The organism is Pseudomonas sp. H2_D02 (assembly GCF_054677635.1).
In genome coordinates, this window is sequence record NZ_CP162816.1 from 4,099,107 (window position 1) to 4,117,810 (window position 18,704).

The 18,704-nt window shown below is 60.3% G+C and carries 11 protein-coding genes and 2 pseudogenes; 4 read left to right on the forward strand and 9 right to left on the reverse strand.

The window, feature by feature from the left end:
* Positions 1-47: 47 nt before the first annotated feature.
* Positions 48-278 carry a hypothetical protein gene (locus AB4N42_RS18805; RefSeq protein WP_030138726.1) on the forward strand — a complete coding sequence of 77 codons (231 nt, stop codon included), beginning with the start codon at positions 48-50 and terminating at the stop codon, positions 276-278.
* 14 nt (positions 279-292) lie between these two features.
* Here AB4N42_RS18805 and AB4N42_RS18810 read toward each other — a convergent pair.
* The 3 genes and pseudogenes from AB4N42_RS18810 to AB4N42_RS18820 all read right to left on the reverse strand — a co-directional run bounded on the left by AB4N42_RS18810 (position 293) and on the right by AB4N42_RS18820 (position 6,734).
* Positions 293-2,228: pseudogene (locus AB4N42_RS18810) on the reverse strand (hybrid sensor histidine kinase/response regulator).
* A gap of 470 nt (positions 2,229-2,698) precedes the next feature.
* Positions 2,699-5,086: an ATP-dependent DNA helicase gene (locus tag AB4N42_RS18815; RefSeq protein ID WP_258650845.1), complete on the reverse strand. Its 2,388-nt coding sequence runs from the start codon at positions 5,084-5,086 to the stop codon at positions 2,699-2,701.
* Positions 5,083-6,734, reverse strand: a pseudogene (locus tag AB4N42_RS18820) (VRR-NUC domain-containing protein). Before AB4N42_RS18820 ends, AB4N42_RS18815 begins: the two are co-directional and overlap by 4 nt.
* Positions 6,735-6,955: 221 nt before the next feature.
* On the opposite strand from AB4N42_RS18820, the gene AB4N42_RS18825 reads away from it, so the two are divergent.
* Positions 6,956-7,180 (forward strand): YgdI/YgdR family lipoprotein, encoded by a 225-nt coding sequence (locus AB4N42_RS18825; RefSeq protein WP_460115146.1) that lies wholly within the window; start codon positions 6,956-6,958, stop codon positions 7,178-7,180.
* A gap of 40 nt (positions 7,181-7,220) precedes the next feature.
* On the opposite strand, the gene AB4N42_RS18830 is transcribed toward AB4N42_RS18825, so the two are convergent.
* Both AB4N42_RS18830 and AB4N42_RS18835 read right to left on the reverse strand, forming a co-directional pair.
* On the reverse strand, positions 7,221-7,613 hold the full coding sequence (locus tag AB4N42_RS18830; RefSeq protein WP_460115147.1) for a hypothetical protein: 393 nt from the start codon (positions 7,611-7,613) through the stop codon (positions 7,221-7,223).
* A gap of 14 nt (positions 7,614-7,627) precedes the next feature.
* Positions 7,628-8,533 (reverse strand): LysR family transcriptional regulator, encoded by a 906-nt coding sequence (locus AB4N42_RS18835; protein ID WP_407683723.1) that lies wholly within the window; start codon positions 8,531-8,533, stop codon positions 7,628-7,630.
* 134 nt (positions 8,534-8,667) lie between these two features.
* Here AB4N42_RS18835 and AB4N42_RS18840 point away from each other — a divergent pair, with 134 nt between their 5' ends.
* Complete coding sequence (locus tag AB4N42_RS18840) at positions 8,668-10,128, forward strand: MFS transporter (RefSeq protein WP_460115148.1); 1,461 nt, start codon at positions 8,668-8,670, stop codon at positions 10,126-10,128.
* Positions 10,129-10,320: 192 nt separating this feature from the next.
* Positions 10,321-10,599, forward strand: coding sequence for a DUF1652 domain-containing protein (locus tag AB4N42_RS18845; protein WP_003201764.1), 279 nt, complete (start codon positions 10,321-10,323; stop codon positions 10,597-10,599).
* Between the two features lie 61 nt (positions 10,600-10,660).
* Here the strand turns inward: AB4N42_RS18845 and AB4N42_RS18850 are convergent, their stop codons facing one another.
* From AB4N42_RS18850 to AB4N42_RS18865, 4 genes are all read right to left on the reverse strand, one after another.
* Positions 10,661-13,129 (reverse strand): UvrD-helicase domain-containing protein, encoded by a 2,469-nt coding sequence (locus AB4N42_RS18850; RefSeq protein WP_431145563.1) that lies wholly within the window; start codon positions 13,127-13,129, stop codon positions 10,661-10,663.
* A 223-nt stretch (positions 13,130-13,352) separates the two neighbouring features.
* Positions 13,353-14,999, reverse strand: coding sequence for a phosphoglucomutase (alpha-D-glucose-1,6-bisphosphate-dependent) (gene pgm, locus AB4N42_RS18855; protein ID WP_030138717.1), 1,647 nt, complete (start codon positions 14,997-14,999; stop codon positions 13,353-13,355).
* Positions 15,000-15,087: 88 nt separating this feature from the next.
* A complete protein-coding gene (locus AB4N42_RS18860) occupies positions 15,088-16,485 on the reverse strand; it encodes an aminotransferase-like domain-containing protein (protein ID WP_217861926.1) in 1,398 nt (465 codons plus the stop codon).
* A gap of 75 nt (positions 16,486-16,560) precedes the next feature.
* Positions 16,561-18,045: a hypothetical protein gene (locus AB4N42_RS18865; RefSeq protein ID WP_323155043.1), complete on the reverse strand. Its 1,485-nt coding sequence runs from the start codon at positions 18,043-18,045 to the stop codon at positions 16,561-16,563.
* Positions 18,046-18,704 lie beyond the last annotated feature (659 nt).

Genomic DNA, 18,704 nt, shown 5'->3' on the forward strand with positions numbered 1-18,704 from the left:
CGCCATCGCCAAGGTCTGTAGAGCATCAAAGGCAAGAGGAAAAAAGCGTGGATTATCTGGGATGGGTTCAATGGCCAGCGATGGCCGTCACGGTGCTGGCCGCCTGGCTGATCGGCTCGCGCCAGCCCCGTCGACGAGTGGCGGGGTTCAGTTGTTTTATCGTCAGCAACATCCTCTGGGTGATCTGGGGCCTGCACACAAACGCCTACGCATTGATCGTCCTGCAGTTCTGCCTGTGCGCGATGAACTTGCGCGGGTTCAGGAAAAACACCCAGTAGCCGCTGATGGACACTTATTTCATCGTCTGCCCGATGACCTGCACCAGATCAATTTGCTTGAACGGCTTGATCAACCGTGGCAGTTGCGTGGCGAAGCCCTCCAGCCGTTCGGCGTACCCGGTAGCCAGGATGATCGGCAGGGTCGGCTGACGGTCGCGCAGCAGCTTCGCCAGTTGCGCCCCGTCCATCTGTGGCATGGCCATGTCCGTAATCACCAGGTCGAAATCCTGGTTGCGCTCGTACAGCTCCAACGCCTGGGCGCCCGATGACGCGCAGAGAACTTGGTGGCCGAGGTCTTCAATGAGCAACCGAGTACTGGTCAGGACCAGGCTGTCATCATCCACGATCAACACCCTCAGCCCATTGACCGGCGGGGCCGCGGTTTCGATGGTCGGAGGCTTGTCCGCTACCGCGTCGCCAGCGACCGGCAGCCACAGCTCAGCGGTGGTACCGACGCCTTTTTCGCTCTTGAGCAGCAGCCGACCGCCCAACTGCTCGGCCAGGCCGTGGACCATGGACAGCCCCAGGCCGGTGCCCTTGCCGACGCCCTTGGTGGTAAAAAACGGATCGACGGCCAAGGCCAGTGTCGCCTCATCCATCCCCTCGCCTTCGTCGGTGATCGCCAGGCAGACATAGCGTCCAGGCGCCAGCGGCCTGTCCGGTGCTCCGACCTCCTCTCCCAACCGTTCCTGCGCCTGGATCAGTATTCGACCGCCTTGCGGCATGGCGTCCCGGGCGTTTGTCGCCAGGTTGAGGATCGCCAGTTCCAACTGGTTGACGTCGGCCAGCACCGGCGACAAGGCCTCGGCAAATTGGGCCTGGATATGGATCGACGGCCCGAGTGAGCTTTGCAGCAAGCCACTGATGCCCTGCACCAGCGCGACCAATTCCACCGGCTCGGAGGTCAGTTTCTGCCGCACGGGCAAAGGCCAGCATGCGCTGGGTCAGCGAAACACCCCGCAGCGCGCCCTGGGTGGCGTTGTCCAGCAACTGGGCGAGCTTCGGCTCGTTGGGCATGCGCTTGCGGACGATTTCCAGGTTGCCGAGGATCACCGTCAACAGGTTATTGAAGTCATGGGCAATGCCCCCGGTGAGTTGTCCGATGGCCTGTAGTTTCTGCGATTGGAACAGGGCCTCGCGGGCTTGCTCCAGTGCCTCTTGGGCCTTCGTGGCGTCGGTGATATCGCGGGTGATCTTGGCAAATCCGAGCAAGGTGCCGGTGTCGCTGCGGATCGCATCGATGACCACATGGGCCATGAACCGCGTGCCATCCTTACGCACCCGCCACCCCCTCTTTTCGAAACGCCCCACGGTGGCGGCGACACTCAGGGCGCGCTGCGGCTCACCCGCTTCGCGGTCCTCGGGGGTATAGAACATCGAGAAATGCTGGCCGATGGCCTGGGCCGGCAGATATCCCTTGATGCGCTGCGCGCCTTGGTTCCAGTTGGTCACGCGGCCGTCAGGGTCAAGCATGTAGATGGCATAGTCGGTGACGCTCTGCACCAGCAGACGAAACTGTTGTTCGCTTTGCTTTAGGGTTTCCTCGGCCATCTTGCGATCGGTCAGGTCGCGGGTGATCTTGGCGAAGCCGAGCAATGTGCCGCTCTGGCTGTCGATGATCGGATCGATCACCACGTGGGACCAGAACAATGTGCCGTCCTTGCGCACGCGCCAGCCTTCGCCTTCAAAGCGCCCTTCGCGCACTGCCGTGTCCAGTGCCCGCTGCGGAAGGCCGTCGGCACGGTCCTGCTCGGTGTAGAAGCGCGAAAAATGCTGCCCCAGGATTTCCGACTCTTCGTAGCCCTTGAAGCGCCGGGCGCCGGAGTTCCAACTGGTGATGATCCCCGACGGATCGGTCATGTAGATGGCATAGTCGACCACCGCGTCGATCAACAGGCGAAAGCGCTGTTCTTCGTTGATGCGGAGGGTCTTGGGGTCGTTCTCAAGCATGTCGGCCGAGGCATCCGAGGGAATTTGCGTGGAGTATGGAACAAGTGTCGCGTCAGGAAAAACCTGATTTACGTGGGGTAATGGAAATCCTTGTGGGAGCGAGCCTGCTCGCGAAGGCGTCAGCACATTCAACATCACTGCAAACTGACCCTCTGCTTTCGCGAGCAAGCTCGCTCCCACAATGGATCTTCAGCAGGCACAAAATTCATGTGTACCGCAAAACCTGTGGGAGCGAGCCTGCTCGCGAAGGCGTCGGCACATTCAACATCACGCAAACTGACCCTCTGCTTTCGCGAGCAAGCTCGCTCCCACAATGGATCTTCAGCAGGCACAAAATTCATGTGTACCGCAAAACCTGTGGGAGCGAGCTTGCTCGCGAAGGCGTCCGCACATCCAACATCACTGCAAACTGACCCTCTGCTTTCGCGAGCAAGTTCGCTCCCACAATGGATCTTCAGCAGGCACAAAATTCATGTGTACCGCAAAACCTGTGGGAGCGAGCTTGCTCGCGAAGGCGTCCGCACATCCAACATCACTGCAGCTGACCCACCGCTTTCGCGAGCAAGCTCGCAGGTTGGGGGGCGTTGTTCTGGCCTGACTGACCACCACAGCGGCAGCAAACGCTGCACCTTGGTCTCTGCGAACCGGTCATCGATCAGCATCACCACCCCGCGATCCTGCTGGGTGCGAATGACGCGGCCAGCCGCCTGCACGACTTTCTGCAGGCCGGGATACAAGTAGGTGTAATCGTAGCCATCGCCAAAAATGGCCGCCATGCGCTGCTTGATCTGTTCGTTGACCGGGTTGAACTGCGCCAGCCCCAGGGTCGCGATGAATGCGCCGATGAGGCGCGAGCCCGGCAGGTCGATCCCTTCGCCGAACGCACCGCCCAGCACCGCAAAGCCGATGCCCTGGCTGTGCTCCATGAACCGGTCGACAAACGCTTGCCGGGGCGCTTCCCCCATGCCACGCGATTGGCTCCAGGTGGCAATGTGCGGGAATCGCTCGGCAAACAATCCCGCCACCTGCTGCAGGTAATCGAAGCTGCTGAAGAACGCCAGGTAATTACCGGGACGCTCGTCAAACTGGCGGGCCATCAACGTGACGATCGGTTCGAGGGAGGCCTGGCGATGGGCAAACCGGGTGGAAATCCGGCTGATCACCTGGACATCCAGCTGTTCGGCCTGGAACGGCGATTCGACATCGATCCACACCGTGTCCGCTGGCGTACCCAACATGTCGGCGTAGTAGCGTCGGGGGCTCAGGGTCGCGGAAAACAGCACACTGCTGCGCGACGCGGTGAACCGGGGCCGCAGGAAACCAGCCGGCACCACGTTGCGCAGGCACAGCGCGGAGAAGCTGCGTTGGCGCGCGGATTCGCGCTTGTGGATGTCGAACAGGAAGTGCTCATCGAACGACTCGGCGACCCGGCCGAACTGCAAGGCGTCGAAATAGAAGGCTTGCAGGCCGCTATCCAAGCCCTGCGGATGGTCGTTGAGGTAATCACCGATAGCGGTCGTGCAGGCTCCCAATGCCTGGAGCAATTTGTCCGGCGGTTTTTCATAGGCCTGGTAAGCGGCAACCTGTGGCGCATGAAGAGCGTTCCACTGGCGATTGACCTTTTGCAGGGCTTTCTTCAGCGGCTCGGGAGCCGTCTTCAACAGCGCCGTCAACGCGGCCTGGTCGAGGGTCGCGCTGTACATCTGCCGTCCGCGCTCCACCAGGTTGTGGGCTTCGTCCACCAAGGTGGCGACGGTCCAGCCATTGGCCTGGGCGAGCCCGAAGAGCAAGGCACTGAAGTCGAAGTAATAGTTGTAGTCAGCCACCACCACGTCGGCCCAACGGGCCATTTCCTGGCTCAGGTAGTACGGGCAGATGTCGTGATCCAGCGCAATGTCGCGCAAGGCGGCCTGATCCAGCAGCGTTACCTGGCTCGCCGCCGCACGGGCCTGTGGCAGGCGATCATAAAAACCACGGGCCAACGGGCACGATTCGCCATGGCAGGCTTTGTCCGGATGCTCGCAGGCCTTGTCCCGGGCGATCATTTCCAATACCCGCAACGGCATGGCCGGGGCGCTGTCCGTAATCAGCCGGGCCGCGTCCAGGGCCAATTTGCGTCCTGGGGTTTTCGCCGTGAGAAAGAACACCTTGTCCAGTCGCTGGGGCGCCAAAGCCTTGAGCATCGGGAACAGCGTGCCAACGGTCTTGCCGATCCCGGTCGGCGCCTGGGCCATCAGGCAACGACCGGTACTGACGGCCTTGAACACCGACTCGGCCAAGTGCCGTTGCCCGGGCCTGAAGCCGGCATGGGGAAAGGCCAGAGCCTGGGCGCCGCGGTTGCGCGCCTGGCGATGGTGCAATTCCTGTTCGGCCCAGGCCAGGAACAGGGCGCACTGCTGCTCGAAGAATACCTGGAGCTGCGATGCTTCGAAGCTGTGGGTCAGGCAGGTTTCCTTTTCACTGACGATGTCGAAATACACCAATGCGACGTCAATCTGTGACAACTGCAATTTCTGGCACATCAGCCAGCCGTAGATCTTCGCCTGGGCCCAATGCAACTGGCGATGGTTGTCCGGTTGCTTGCCCAGGTCGCCCCGGTAGGTCTTGACCTCTTCGAGGCAATTACGCCCAGGATCGTAGCCGTCTGCCCGGCCCTTGACCCGCAAGGTGTGGTAAATGCCTTCGAGGCTCACCTCGGCCTGATAGCCCTCGCTGCGCCGCGAGGCCACGGTGCGGTGGCCGACAATCCCCTCCAGCGCGGTGGGAGACGGCGTGAAGCGCAAATCCAGGTCGCCGACCTTGGCGGTGAACTCACACAACGCCCGCACGGCAATGCTGTAGCTCGGCACCTCGGTCATGCACCCTGCTCCGCCCATTGCACGTAACAGACGGCGACGGGCATCCGGTGCTCATGGCAAAACTCCAGCCAGCGCAGTTGGTTGTCCTGCAAGCGATCGCCGGGGCCTTTGACTTCGATCATGCGATAGGTCTTGTGCTGCGGCCAGAACTGGATCAGGTCGGGCATGCCGGCGCGGTTGGCCTTGATGTCCAGCAACAGGCGGTTGAACCAGTGCTTGAGGTGTTCCGCCGGGAGGCAGTCGAGGGCCTGATCCAGCAGCGCCTCGGACAGCGAGCCCCAGAATACGAACGGTGACTGTACGCCCCACTTTTGCACGTAACGACGGCGGATGGTGTCCCGGTAGCGACCGTCATCCAACTCGGCGAAGCACACCGCGAACAGCTCGGCGCGGCGCTCATGGAAATCTTCGTTGAGCAGGTCCACCGGCCCGCGCTGGAACGGATGGAAAAAGCCCCCGGCAGCGGCGCGAAAATCGCCGGCCAGCACAGCAGGCCGAACAGCGAATTGACCAGGCTGTTCTCGACGTAATGCACCGGAGCGGCTTCTTCATGCAGGTGGGCCTGGACGCAATATTCCACCGACAACATGGGATCGACGCGAGGCAACTGCAGATCCAACCGTTCCACTTCCCGGGCGACGGCTCGCGGCACCGGCGGGCCACCCAGCTTGCGCCGCAGCCGGGGCACGATCCGCAGCAAGGCCTGGCACTCCGCCGCGCTTTGCGGCGATTGCACCGCCGTCTCGGCCAATTCGAGGGCCAGCGTGTATTCGCCAATGCGCTCCAGCACACGAATCATCCGCAGCCGCGCGCCGGGATAAGTGCAGTCGCGATAAATACACAACGCCAAGGCAAAATCGCCGATGCGCTCGCCATGCTGGCCCATCTGGAACAGCAATTTGCCTCGGCGTCGCTCCAGCCAAGGATTGTCCAAGACCAACGCGCTGACGTGATCGGCGATCGTTTCGAGCGGTTCGCCGGCTTCGAAGCGTTGCTGGCATTCATGCAGGAACAGGCAGGCATCGATGTCCTCGCGGCTGCGCAACCCCCGGGATTCAGCGCTGAACTCGACGGTTTCATAGGTAAAGATGCCCAGGTCCGCCAGCACGAACTCCGACCAATCCTGGTAGAGGTTGCCAAAAAACATCAGTCGCAGACGATCGCACAGGTCCATGACCGTGATACTGAACAGCCGTTCTTCAAGCTGTGGGCACCAGTCGCGAAATGGCTGGGGTTCGCTGAAGCAATCGGCCAGGGCCAGCAACCACTCGGTCTTTCTTGCCTTGGGCTGCTCGATCAAGTGCCCCAGGCACAGGAGGATTTCCGGCTTGAGCAGCACATCGAACAGCTCGACCAGGCTCAGATTGGCGTGCTCCTCGACCCAACCCAGCGCCAACAACGGCGCTACGGCGGCGCTGATCTCGCCGATCTCCGCGTAGTGAAGCTTGCTGTGGCGAAAATGCAGGCCCTTACGCATCACCAACCGCACCAACAGGCCTTGGGACGAACGCGGCAGGGCCGCGAAAGCATCGATGAATTGCTGTTCTTCAACGCTGAGCACATCACCGTAACGCTGGCTCAGCCAGGCGAGTACGCGTTGGAAGTTGTTCAGGTAATAGAAGGGATCGTCGAGGGGGTTGGCTGTCACGGGAGCGGGGCCACAAAAGCTGGATACTGGTTATGCGTACAGATATCAGTTACCGAGACCCCAGGCAACTGCAAAAGATGAGCGGTCTCCTACTATTAAAGGTGAAATCCCTCAAGCGGCGATGAACTTTCCTACGGCAAGCGGGACAAATGGCGGTTAACTCAGTGATGGCCCGGTCGAATCAGACCGGCCACGCCCTTCTGATCAAGAGGTTATGGATTATGAACATCAGGTTTCTGGGCCTGCCCCTGGCTGCCATCGCGTTCCTGGCTTTGGCCGGCTGTGCGACACCCACCGTGGTGACGCTGCAGAACGGTACCCAGTATTTGACCGAGGACACGCCCAATACCCGTACCGCCGATGGCTTCTACGAGTTCGAAGACATTTCGGGCAAGAAAGTCCGGGTCCGCGCCGACGAAGTGGCCACCATACGCAAGGGAGACTGATGGACTCCGCACCCTCTCGACGAGAGGGCTGGCCTGGGGTTCACCGGGTAAAACCGGTACTGATCTCCGGCTCGATACTCATGCTCGGGCATCCTGCCCATCCTCCCCAGCCGCCGTTTCGACGCAGTGCCTGGTTCTGCGTGCGCCAGCAGCGCTCATGGTCCTGCTGGGCTGATTGGTCGATGCTTATATTTCCGGTCATGGGCGGCTTCATTGCATCGCTCGGGATCACTGCGCCCCATGATCCTACTGGGGGCACCTTGAAATATGACTTTCCGGAAGGCGTCTCAACGGATTTATCAACCTGTCCGGCCGGCAATTGATCCGAGGCAATGCCGTAGCGGCTGAGAATGGACTGATCCGGTAGTTCCGCCATCGCGCTGGCGCAAGCCAGCAAGCCTATCAGTGCTGCGATCGTGTTTTTTTTAGTCACCTGCACATCTCCTTTCACAACGGTTCGATCGTGCCCGCGCACACTTCTCGCAGGCAGCTCCTTATCCAGCGGTGTACAGGGTCGGCGTCCATGCGCGGATGCCAGAGCATGGCTACCGTAAACCCGGGGAGCACGAACGGCAATGCGAACGTGTGCATGCCAAGGCGCAAACGGGTGCTGTAGCGTTCCGGCACGCTGGCGATCATGTCACTGGACCGCGCCAGCCCCAGCGCGGTGGAAAAGCCCGGCACGGTGGTGATGAGGTTTCGGGACAAACCCAAGGCGCCAAGGGCCTGGTCGATGGAGCCGTGCTCCAAGCCACGCAGGGAAATGCCAATGTGCTCGCCCGCCGCATAATCAGCGGCGCTTACTTCGATCCTGCTCAGGGGATGCCCTGCTCGCACGACGCCAACGATACGGTCACCGAACAACCCTTGCGTCAGCAGCTCCGGACTGGTGTCTTCGTCTACAACGGCGGTCTCCAGATCCACGTTGCCCTCGCGCAGCGCCGTGCTGTCCCTGTCGGTCTTTTCGACAAACCGCAGCCTTATTCCCGGGGCCTGCCGGGCAATCCGCTCGATTAGCTCGATCGCGAAGTTTTCCACGAAGCCTTGCCGGGTGCGCAACGTGAAGGTTCGATTCACCCTCCGCAAGTCCGTGGCCTGCACCGGACGTAGCGCGGCCTGAGCGCCCTGCACCAATTGGCTGACTTGCTCACGCAACTCGATCGCTCGCGGGGTCGGAACCAGACCGCGCCCCGCCCGCACCAGCAATGGATCACCAATGGCCTGGCGCAACCGCGCCAAGGCCCGGCTCATGGCCGAAGGGCTGAGCTGCAGCCGCCGGGCGGCACCGGCCACACTGCCTTCAGACAAGAGCGCGTCCAGCGTGACAAGCAAGTTGAGATCGGTAGCGGACATCATCGGGCCCTTGGATAGGATGGATAGCGTTTCATGCAGCTATAACATGCAACTCGTGCGTCTTCCGCCATGTTATGCCACCGCGTACCGTTCTCGCAGCGCTTTATAGGCGAACCGGATTGCGAGGAAACATGATGAAACCAGCCAATATGAAACCAAGCCTGTCACCCGCGAGCGGCCCTCAACCGCTTGCTCCCGCGCGCCGGGCCTTGGCCAGCCTGGCGCTGTCAACGTTATTGGCGTCGCTGGGGGCCAGCGTCACCGCCGTGGGATTGCCTGTGTTGGCCCAAGCGTTTGATGCCTCATTCCAGCACGTTCAATGGGTGGTGCTGGCCTATCTCCTGGCGATCACCACACTGATCGTCAGTCTCGGACGCCTGGGCGACCTGATTGGCCGACGCAAGCTGTTACTGGCGGGAATCGCGCTGTTTACGCTAGCGTCAGCCTTGTGCGGCCTCGCGCCGTCGCTGGGCCTGTTGATCGCCGCCCGGGCACTGCAAGGGCTGGGGGCCGCCATCATGATGACGCTGACGCTGGCCCTGGTCGGCGAAACGGTCGATAAGACCAGGGCGGGCAGCGCCATGGGGCTGCTCGCCACGCTGTCCGCGGTAGGCACCGCACTAGGCCCTTTCCTGGGCGGCGTATTGATGACCGGGTTTGGCTGGCAGGCGTTGTTCTTGGTCAACGTACCGCTCGGACTGCTGACCTTGCTGCTGGCCTGGCGGTCCCTGCCCGCCGGGCAAGCCGCCAACGCCGAGAAGGTACGTTTCGACATCACGGGCACGCTTTTGCTCGCGACGGCCCTTGGCGCCTACGCCTTGGCCATGACCTTGGGTGGCGGGCATTTTGGTGGGCTGAATATCAGCTTGCTGGCGGCGGCCATTCTGAGCGGTGGATTGTTCGTCCGGACGCAGCATCGGCGCCCATCGCCGCTGATCCCGCTGACGATGTTCAGCGATCGCTTGCTGGTATCGGGCCTGGCGACGAGCGCGCTGGTGGCAACGGTCATGATGGCGACCTTGCTCGTGGGGCCATTCTACTTGTCGATCGCGCTGGGGCTCCCGTCGGCCATTGTCGGCCTGGTACTGGCCGTCGGGCCATGCGTCGCCGCCCTCGCCGGCATGCCTGCTGGGCGCCTCGCCGATCGGTTCGGGGTGCGTCCCATGCGGCTCCTGGGGCTGGCGACCATGGCGAGCGGTTGCCTGCTGCTGTCGCTGGTTCCCCCGACGCTTGGCATCGCCGGTTACGTCACGGCGATCATGGTAACGACCTTGGGCTACGCGATGTTCCAGACAGCAAACAATGCGGCGGTCATGGCCGAGATCCCCGCCAACCAACGCGGCGTGATTGCCGGATTGCTCAATTTATCGCGCAACCTCGGCTTCTTCAGTGGCGCAGCGGTGCTCGGCGCGGTCTTCGCGGCCATGTTGCCGACCAACGGTACTCCCTCCGCCACTCCCGAGGCTGTTGCCGACGGGCTGCACGTCACCTTCATCGTCGCCCTTTCCCTGGTGGTGCTGGCAGGCTTCATCGCCTTCGAATACCGCGAGCCAGAGCCATTGGCTACTCTTCAGGACACTGCAGGACGACCATGATGGCACTCTGAGCATTTGTACTTAGGTCATGATGCAGATCAAATAAAATGAACCAATCGCCAAACGGACTGAAAAAATCCACGTGGCGTTCATTTTCAGGTGCTATTTTTAGTTCTCACTGGTAGAGCCATGAGGGCTCTTCCTTCCTGACATGAGCAAACGGAAGCGCTTGATGAAGAAGGCGGGCTACAGATGAATAAAGGATCTTTCAGCAAGGTTACGTTCCCCAACGCCTGCCAGTTGATGCGCTGGCATTTCCATCCCATGGGTTTCGAGGCCAGCATGGACGCGCCAGGCAGTATGGTCGCCCGGCTGTTTGACCGTGCCAGCGGCGAAACCATGATCGCAATCGCCGGCATCCCCTGCGCGACAGTGATGAATGCCCCCGACGTGGAGCGAATCATCGAAGCGGTGGAAGCCGAGCTTGAAGCCTTTGTGCCGCCGGTTGGCTTGCGACGATTTGCCTCCTGACAAAAAAAGCCCACATTTTCATGTGGGCTTTTTTGTGGATCACCGAACGGTCGCCAGCGCGTCAGCCGCGAGCACGGCGACGATCGTTGAAAAACGGCTTGCCTACCCCGATCCGGTCCGACGCCTTGGGTGCATTGGCGGCCTGGCTATCCTGGCCGTCGACGTACCAATAGCAATGCTGAACCGCCCGGGTGATGCCTACATACGCCAGGCGCAGGATTTCATCCTTTTGCGCAGCATCATAGGGTTCGGCGTCACCGTCCTGTCCCAACCCGGCCATCCGGTAGACCTGATTCTTGTAGGGTGAACTGGTCAGGTGCTGGCAATCCCCCAGCAGGAATACCGCATCTGCTTGAAGCCCCTTGGCGCTGTGATAAGTCATTTGCCTGAGGCGGCGTTGCGGATAGGGCAAGCTAGAATCCACATTAACTATCGAATTAATATGCTTATCTATCAGTAACTTATCGCTACTTTTTCGATACAGCATCAAGATAGAATCGCCGTTGCGGTAGTGTTCATCGAGCCGCCGCCCCAAGCCTTCATCGTCCCTGTCCAACACCGTCACCGGGCTTGGCGAACGAGGCGTGCCGCTGGCCTTGCCTTTCTTGCCGGGGACGGCTGCCGCTCCGCGTACGATGTGCTCAGCCGCGTCAATGATGTGCTGGTGACTGCGGTAGTTGTCGGTGAGCATCACCCGAGTGTGGGCCGGTGACGGGAACTGCTTGTTGAAATCCATGAAAAAACTCGGCGAGCTGCCGCGCCAGCCATAGATCGACTGCCAGTCATCACCCACGCACAACAAGGAAGAACGCTGGGCGCCGCGCCCGGTATGCAGGGCAGCGCCACGCCTGCGCACTTCACGCAGGCTCGCCCTCAGCCAAGACACGATCTGGGGCGAAACGTCCTGGAATTCGTCGATCATCAAATGCGACAACGGCCTCAACAGGGCGTCATCAAGCAGCTTGAAGTTTTCCGGGGAGTGTTCGCTGAACAACGCAAACATCCGGTTATAGGTCATGACCGGAGGCGATTGATCCAGCAGATGATCTTCGAACGCACGCCAGAAACGACTCAACGCCTCGAAGAAATAACGATCCGGGTCATTGCTTGAGAAACACATCCTGCCCACGGCTTCAGGTACATCCAGGCCAAGATTTTCGATAAACCCCGCCGCTGCGACAAAACAGTCCAGCAAAGGGGCCGACGTCAGCTCGCCCTTGACCTTGTAGTCGAACCCGGGACCCGCACTGACATCCCCAGCCACGGCGGACAACAGGCGTTTTGAGTCTTCATACTTATCAATCCAAATCAGTGGCTTACGACAGAAAGCTTGAAACAAGGTGCGCTTTACGGCCCATTCCGCACGCACACTCAGCTTGGCACCGGGACGGCTGAGCTGCGGGTTCTCCCGTGGATCGAATCCCAGCATCACCCAGGTATCAAGGGATTTGATGTAGCCATGGCAATGAAATCTCGCCCCGTTGATTTCAAATACCTGGCGTTTCGGTTCAATACCTTTAATCGGCCAAGCCCCCGCCCGGAACCACAGGTCTTCGATTGCGTCGCAGAGTGCTTCATCGCGCTGGGCGGCCAATTCCGTCACGGCCACACGCTTCTGCACATCCGGGTGGTCGCGCTCCAGCTCCTTGAGCTGCAGGGCATGACGGGAAAGCGGCTGGATCAACTCGCGGAAACGCTCGTCACGCTGATAGAGGTTGTAATAACAGGCATTGAGCTGCTGGCGCTGGGCATCGTTGATGCGCAAGTCGAACGGGTTGCCCTGGGCGTCATCCTCATCCGCTCCGGCGCGGTGGCTCAAGGTCTCGAAGGCCTGGAGCCGCTCGAATCCCGGCAGGCTGCGGACCATGGGCAAGATACGCGAGTGGAAGGTGCGCACCAGATCCCGGGCTTCCTTCTGGCTGACCGCGCGCCCCCACAGGGCAAACGTTTCGATGAGTTTCTGGACAAAGTCCTTTCGCGATTCCCGGGTGAACGTCACCACGGTCATTGAATCCAGTTCGAACCCCAGGTATTGCGACAGCAACACAATACGCAGCACCAGGGTCGTTGACTTGCCCGCACCTGCGCCCGCCACCACCGAAGTGGCCGGCGTGTCGCTGAAAATCATCTTCCATTGGCCGCTGCTGGGCTGCGCATGGGCCGGTAGCAGTCGCGCCACATCCGCCTTGATGCGTTTCTTCAGCTCGGTGGTCAGCGGCAATCGCCAATCGTCAAACAGCAGGTCATCGACTTGCGGGGCCGGGTGCTCGGTACCACGGGAGTCGCGGATCAACAGGACCTGACGCCCCGCTTCGAGCCCCTCGGCCCTGCCTTCCTTGTAGCCATAGTCAAAACCGGCGGTATGACCGCTGCGAAATCCGTCGGCCTGCCCGTGCAGCCACGATGCGCGGTGTTGGGCGCGCAGGCGCGTCAGGCCATGACCGAAAAAACGCGCAGCCAGGCGTTTGAACCAGGACATCTGGGCCAAGGGCAGGAGATCAGGGGGAAGATCGGGATTGTGTAGCGACACGCTGGGGACTCCGGTGTTCAGAACCATGGCGACTATGGTGTCTGGATTTGCTACCGGTTTCCAGCCAAAAGCTTTTATCTCAGGGATTTAGGCGATGAAGTGAAAGTAGTATGGCAGGTTGGTATCGCGGCGCTTCGTGGAGACGCGTTCGCGAGCAAGCCCGCTCCCACAAGGATATGCATTGCTGCGTGGGAGCGGGCTTTGCTCGCGATACGACGCTCAGTTACTGCCCGGAAATGGCACCGTCCACCAATGCCTGGGCTTCAACCACCAATTGTTTCAGGTGATCGTCGCTAATGAAGCTTTCGGCGTAGATTTTGTAAATGTCCTCGGTACCGGACGGACGCGCCGCAAACCAGCCATTCTCGGTCATGACTTTCAATCCGCCGATAGCCTGCTCATTGCCTGGCGCATGGCTGAGGATGCTCTGGATTGTCTCGCCCGCCAATTCGGTGGACTGGACCTGATCCGGCGATAGCTTGCTCAGCAGCGCCTTCTGTTGAGGACTCGCCTTGGCATCGACACGCACCGAGAACGGTTCACCCAATTCATCCGTCAGGGCGCGGTAGGCCTGGCTTGGATCACGACCGGTGCGAGCCGTCATCTCAGCAGCCAACAATGCCGGGATCAGGCCGTCCTTGTCGGTACTCCACACCCCGCCGTCCTTGCGCAGGAACGAAGCCCCGGCACTTTCTTCGCCGCCGAAGCCAAGGGAGCCATCGAACAGCCCATCAGCGAACCATTTGAAGCCCACCGGCACCTCATACAGGCGTCGGCCAAGGCGCTTGGCAACCCGATCGATCAGGCCGCTACTGACCACCGTCTTGCCGACTGCGGCGTCAGCCCGCCACTGGGGACGATTCTGGAACAAGTAATCGATGGACACCGCTAGGTAATTGTTCGGCGCCAACAGGCCGCCGCTTGGCGTCACGATGCCGTGACGGTCGTGATCCGGGTCGCAGGCAAAGGCCACGTCGAAACGTTCTTTCAGGCCGATCAACCCTTGCATGGCGTGGCTGGACGACGGGTCCATGCGGATCTGCCCGTCCCAGTCGACGGTCATGAAGCGGAACGTCGAATCCACTTGTGTATTGACCACTTCCAGATCCAGGCGATAGTGCTCGGCGATCGCAGGCCAATAGCGCACCCCTGCTCCGCCCAATGGATCTACGCCCAGGCGCAAGCCGGCTTCGCGGATGGCATCGAAATCAATGACATTGACCAGGTCGGCGACGTAGGTATTGAGGAAATCGTGGCGGTGGGTGGTCTCGGCCTTGAGCGCCTGCTCGTAGCTGATGCGCTTGACACCCGCCAATTGGTTGGCCAGCAACTCGTTGGCCTTGGCTTCGATCCACTTGGTGATATGGGTATCTGCCGGGCCACCATTGGTGGGGTTGTACTTGTAGCCGCCGCTCTGCGGTGGATTATGGGACGGCGTGATGACGATGCCGTCGGCCAGGCCAGTGGTGCGGCCGCGGTTGTAGCACAGGATGGCATGGGAAACCGCTGGCGTGGGGGTGTACTCGTCACCTTCGGCGATCATCACGGTCACGCCATTGGCGGCCAGCACTTCCAATGCGCTGGCGCCGGCAGGCGTGGAGAGTGCATGGGTGTCGATACCCACGAACAATGGCCCGTTGATGCCATGGGCTTCACGGTACAGGCAGATTGCCTGGCTGATGGCGAGCACGTGCCACTCGTTGAAGCCCAACTCGAAGGAACTGCCTCGATGCCCTGAAGTACCGAAAGCCACGCGCTGGGTCGCAACCGAGGCATCGGGCCGGCCGGTGTAATAGGCCGTCACCAGTCGCGGGATATCGATCAACAACTCTGCCGGTGCCGGCTTGCCCGCAAATGGACTGACTGTCATGCAAAACCTCGGAATGGAGTGGCTCGAATGGGTGCAGTTTACTGACAGTTCGACCATGACGCGACGGGTTCGATCCATAACCCTGCGATCATGATTGCTCATGCCTCAATGCTTCGGCCAACGCATAGAACGCGGCGTCCGGATCATCCGCTCCCTGGAATGCGTGAGTCAGGCGCAAATGCTGGCTGTAGAGGCCCTGAATGCTGAACAACTCCCCCGGGGCGATGACAATGCGCCTGCCAAGCAATCGCTGGAATACCCCACGCATATCTGCCTGTCGCGATGATCGAGCCCACACCGTTGCGCCACCTTCGGGCTCGACCCATTGCAGGCAGTCGCCCAGCCGATCACGCATCAATTGTATTGTCGAAGCAGCGTTTTCCCGCAGCAGGCGCCGCAGCACCAGCAGGTGCTGGTCGATCCGACCGTTGCCATACAAGCGCGCGATCGCTTTCTGGCGGATCGGCGACAGACGAAACGCACGCAAAAGGAATTGCCGTTGCAACACCAGTGTCAGTTGCCGCGACAGCACATAACCATAGGGCGCCTCGGGACCAATGGTCTTTTCAAACGTGGAGTAGACAATCAGCCTGTCCGGATCGACCAAATCCCGGAACGGAGGGCTCCCTGGCTCGAATACCAGATCGGTGTAACTGTCGTTCTCCAGCACCCAGGTACCGCACTGCTCCAACAGACGCGCCACCTCTCGACGGTTGGCTTCACTTTTCACCGTGCCCATGGGCATGCTCAGGACCGAAGACAGCACCACCAGCCGTACCGTTTCGCTCGCCAGCAACTGTTCCAGTTGTTCGACATCAACGTCCCTGTCCGCCATCAAGGGCAGCTCGACAACCTGGATGTCGGCCGCCTGGAGCAAACGCAAGACAGTCCAGTCACAGGGCGACTCAACCAGGACAGTCGCACCTTTCAACGTCAGCACGGCAATCAGGATTTCCAACACCCCGCGCAGGTCAGCGCCTATATAGACGTCATCGGCGCTCCAGCATCGGGCGGGCGAAGAGGTGTAGCGAGCCGCCAGCGCCATGCGCAGCTCCTGCTCGCCCCAGGGTTGCGAGGGCATCTGGGATGCACGCGGGTACTGGCGCAACAACTCGCGCTCAAGCAACAGGAGCGGACTGTCCAGCGACTGCAATGACGCCGGCTCATCAGCACCCAGCATCAGCATGCCTGGCCGACGGGCATTGACGTAAAAGGTTTCGAGCAAGTCGCCACCGTCGCCCAGGGCGGTCGCAGAAGGCGCTGGCAGTGCGTAATAGCCGGATTTGGCGATCGAATACACTCGCCCTTCCTTTTCCAGCAAGGAATAGGCGTACTGGATGGTGGATATGGACACGCTCAATCGCTCGGCCAATTGGCGCAACGACGGCAAGCGCACCCGAGGATCAGCGCCCAGTTCATTGATCAGGTTTGTCAGGTACCTGTAGACCGCCTGGTAGGCAAAATCGGGTTCACGACTTCCCTTCATGAGGCAAGCCCAATGAAACGTGCCACTGCCGGTCCTGCCTCGGTGCTGAAAACGAAATCCCTCAAGCCTCCTTCCTCAGCGCGCCCAGCGTTCGTACAGTTCATGGGCGCCTTGCTCGTCCTCGCTCGAGTCGGGCGCCTCAGGCACAGACCGGCGGGCGGACACAGTCACGATTGGCTGCTCCGACACAGCAATGGGGGACTGGTATACCTTGTTGAGCAAGGCGACGGACAGGCCGCTGATCTCGTACAACCATTGCTTCGCCTCCTCAGTGGCGGGCCCATCCTCTATGGCGTTGCGCAGCTCCGGCAGGGCGAACAGCATGTCGGGATGGCAACAACGCAGGTAATTTTCCAGGCCCGCGCCGTTTTCAATAAAGGGCGCATACAACATGCACACCAATTGCGTTTCGCTAAGCCCCAGGGTTTCCTGTGCTTCGGCGGCGGCCTGGGCGCGGCGCTCAGGCATGACCGAAGGCGAACCGAACAGTTCCTGGACCTGCTGGCAGACATGCATGGGCAATTGCTTGCGATGCATGAGCATGATCGTGCGCTGGACGTAGTCACCATACCCATGCTCATAGCTGCGTCCTTGCAGGTAACAGGCTTGCAGGCCATACAAATGAGCCGACAGGTACGGGCTGAGGTATTCATGATCCAGCGTCGGTGCGATGAGCCCATCGGGTCGCACTCCCAGGAACTCGCCGAACAACGCCCAACTGCTCTCTTCCAGCCGATCGACGATCAGATCATCGATGCTGACGCGCCCCAACCGTCGACACGCCTCGAAACGTCCTTCGGGACGCCATGGCTCGATGTTTTCCTGGCCGTAGAACTGTCGGAAAAGCTCGCCCCCCATGGCATCGAGTTGTGCAAAGAGGCCATCGAAACCACCGCCCGGTTCAATGACCAGGCCGAACCTCCTGGACGCACGCTGAAGCCCGGCCATGAACTGCTTCTGCTGCCGTGGCGTGTCGCTGCTGACCCACGAATCCACTCCCGTTCCCCAGCGCGCCATGTTCCTGTAGAACTCCGCCATCGCCAGGTAGCCCTCATCCCCCAGGCCCAAGAGGCTATCAGGCGAGCGAAGATGGCCGAACATCAACAAGTCCGTACGGTTGGCATCTCGCGCTGCCGTCGATAACGGCTTCCGATGATTGAAGGAGGTCACTTCACGGTTGTCGGCCATCAACAGCTCCACGCGAGGGTCGTCGTAGACGAACAGCGCGCTGTAGCAGTGATGAATATTTTCCAGGGTGGCTTGTGAGATATCGCCCATACGGGGAGTCACGACGCGCAGGCCGAACGTCGCTGGATACCGGCCCGCGATGGTCAACTGCGCCGCCCGCAAGGCCGTCAGGACGTAGAAGCTTTCCCGACTGCCATTCTGGACCATCAGCACTCGATAATCGCCAACTCGCTCAGCGCCGCCAGCTGCCACGATCAGACGCTGAACCAAAAGCTGTATTGCGGTGCGTTCCGCGCGGGAATAGAAATCCAGCAAGCGTTGCAACATCTGTTGGTATACGTAGGTCATTGCCTGCTCATGAATTGCACTCATAGCCATCTACCTGGAAATTCGATTATCGGCGCCACACCCGCACCGACTTGATTGCAGGGCGGGTTGGCCTGGATGAAAGACTTTGTTATTGCAAACAGTATTAGCAGTCCGCTCACACCTTGCCTCTGGTAATTATTTGTCACACATGTAAAAGTCGTCCTACCTGCTTGACACACTTCTCCTTGCTCCCCTTATTTCATTGAGCATCGCCGCATTCAAGAATGCGTCCTAGGAAATTTCTTACAGCGTCCCACAGACAATGGATACATAAAATAAAGAACAAACCTAGCCGCAACTCCGCATGCGCCGGGTCATGCCCTCCAAATGTTGATAGATAGGTTTAAAGCATGCAAATGCGGCCAGACCATGCACTAACAGGAATGAACTTTAGATATTTATATCGCACCATGATTTCTTCCTTGATAGAAACAAGCGCTCAATTATCAAGACTTAAATAATGATTAGAAGATACAGATTGACGGCAAAAACCAGTTCAGTTGGGTTTGCGGGTCGTTGATCCTGGGCGATTGGGCAGCAGCCTCGACATCGCGCGTCCAGGCGTAGCTACGCTCGGCGTCAAGCGGACGCGATGACAGAGAGAATACAGGGCCGATTCGGCCGGAGACCGCGCAAGAGCCGTAGACAATGACTCTTGCGCA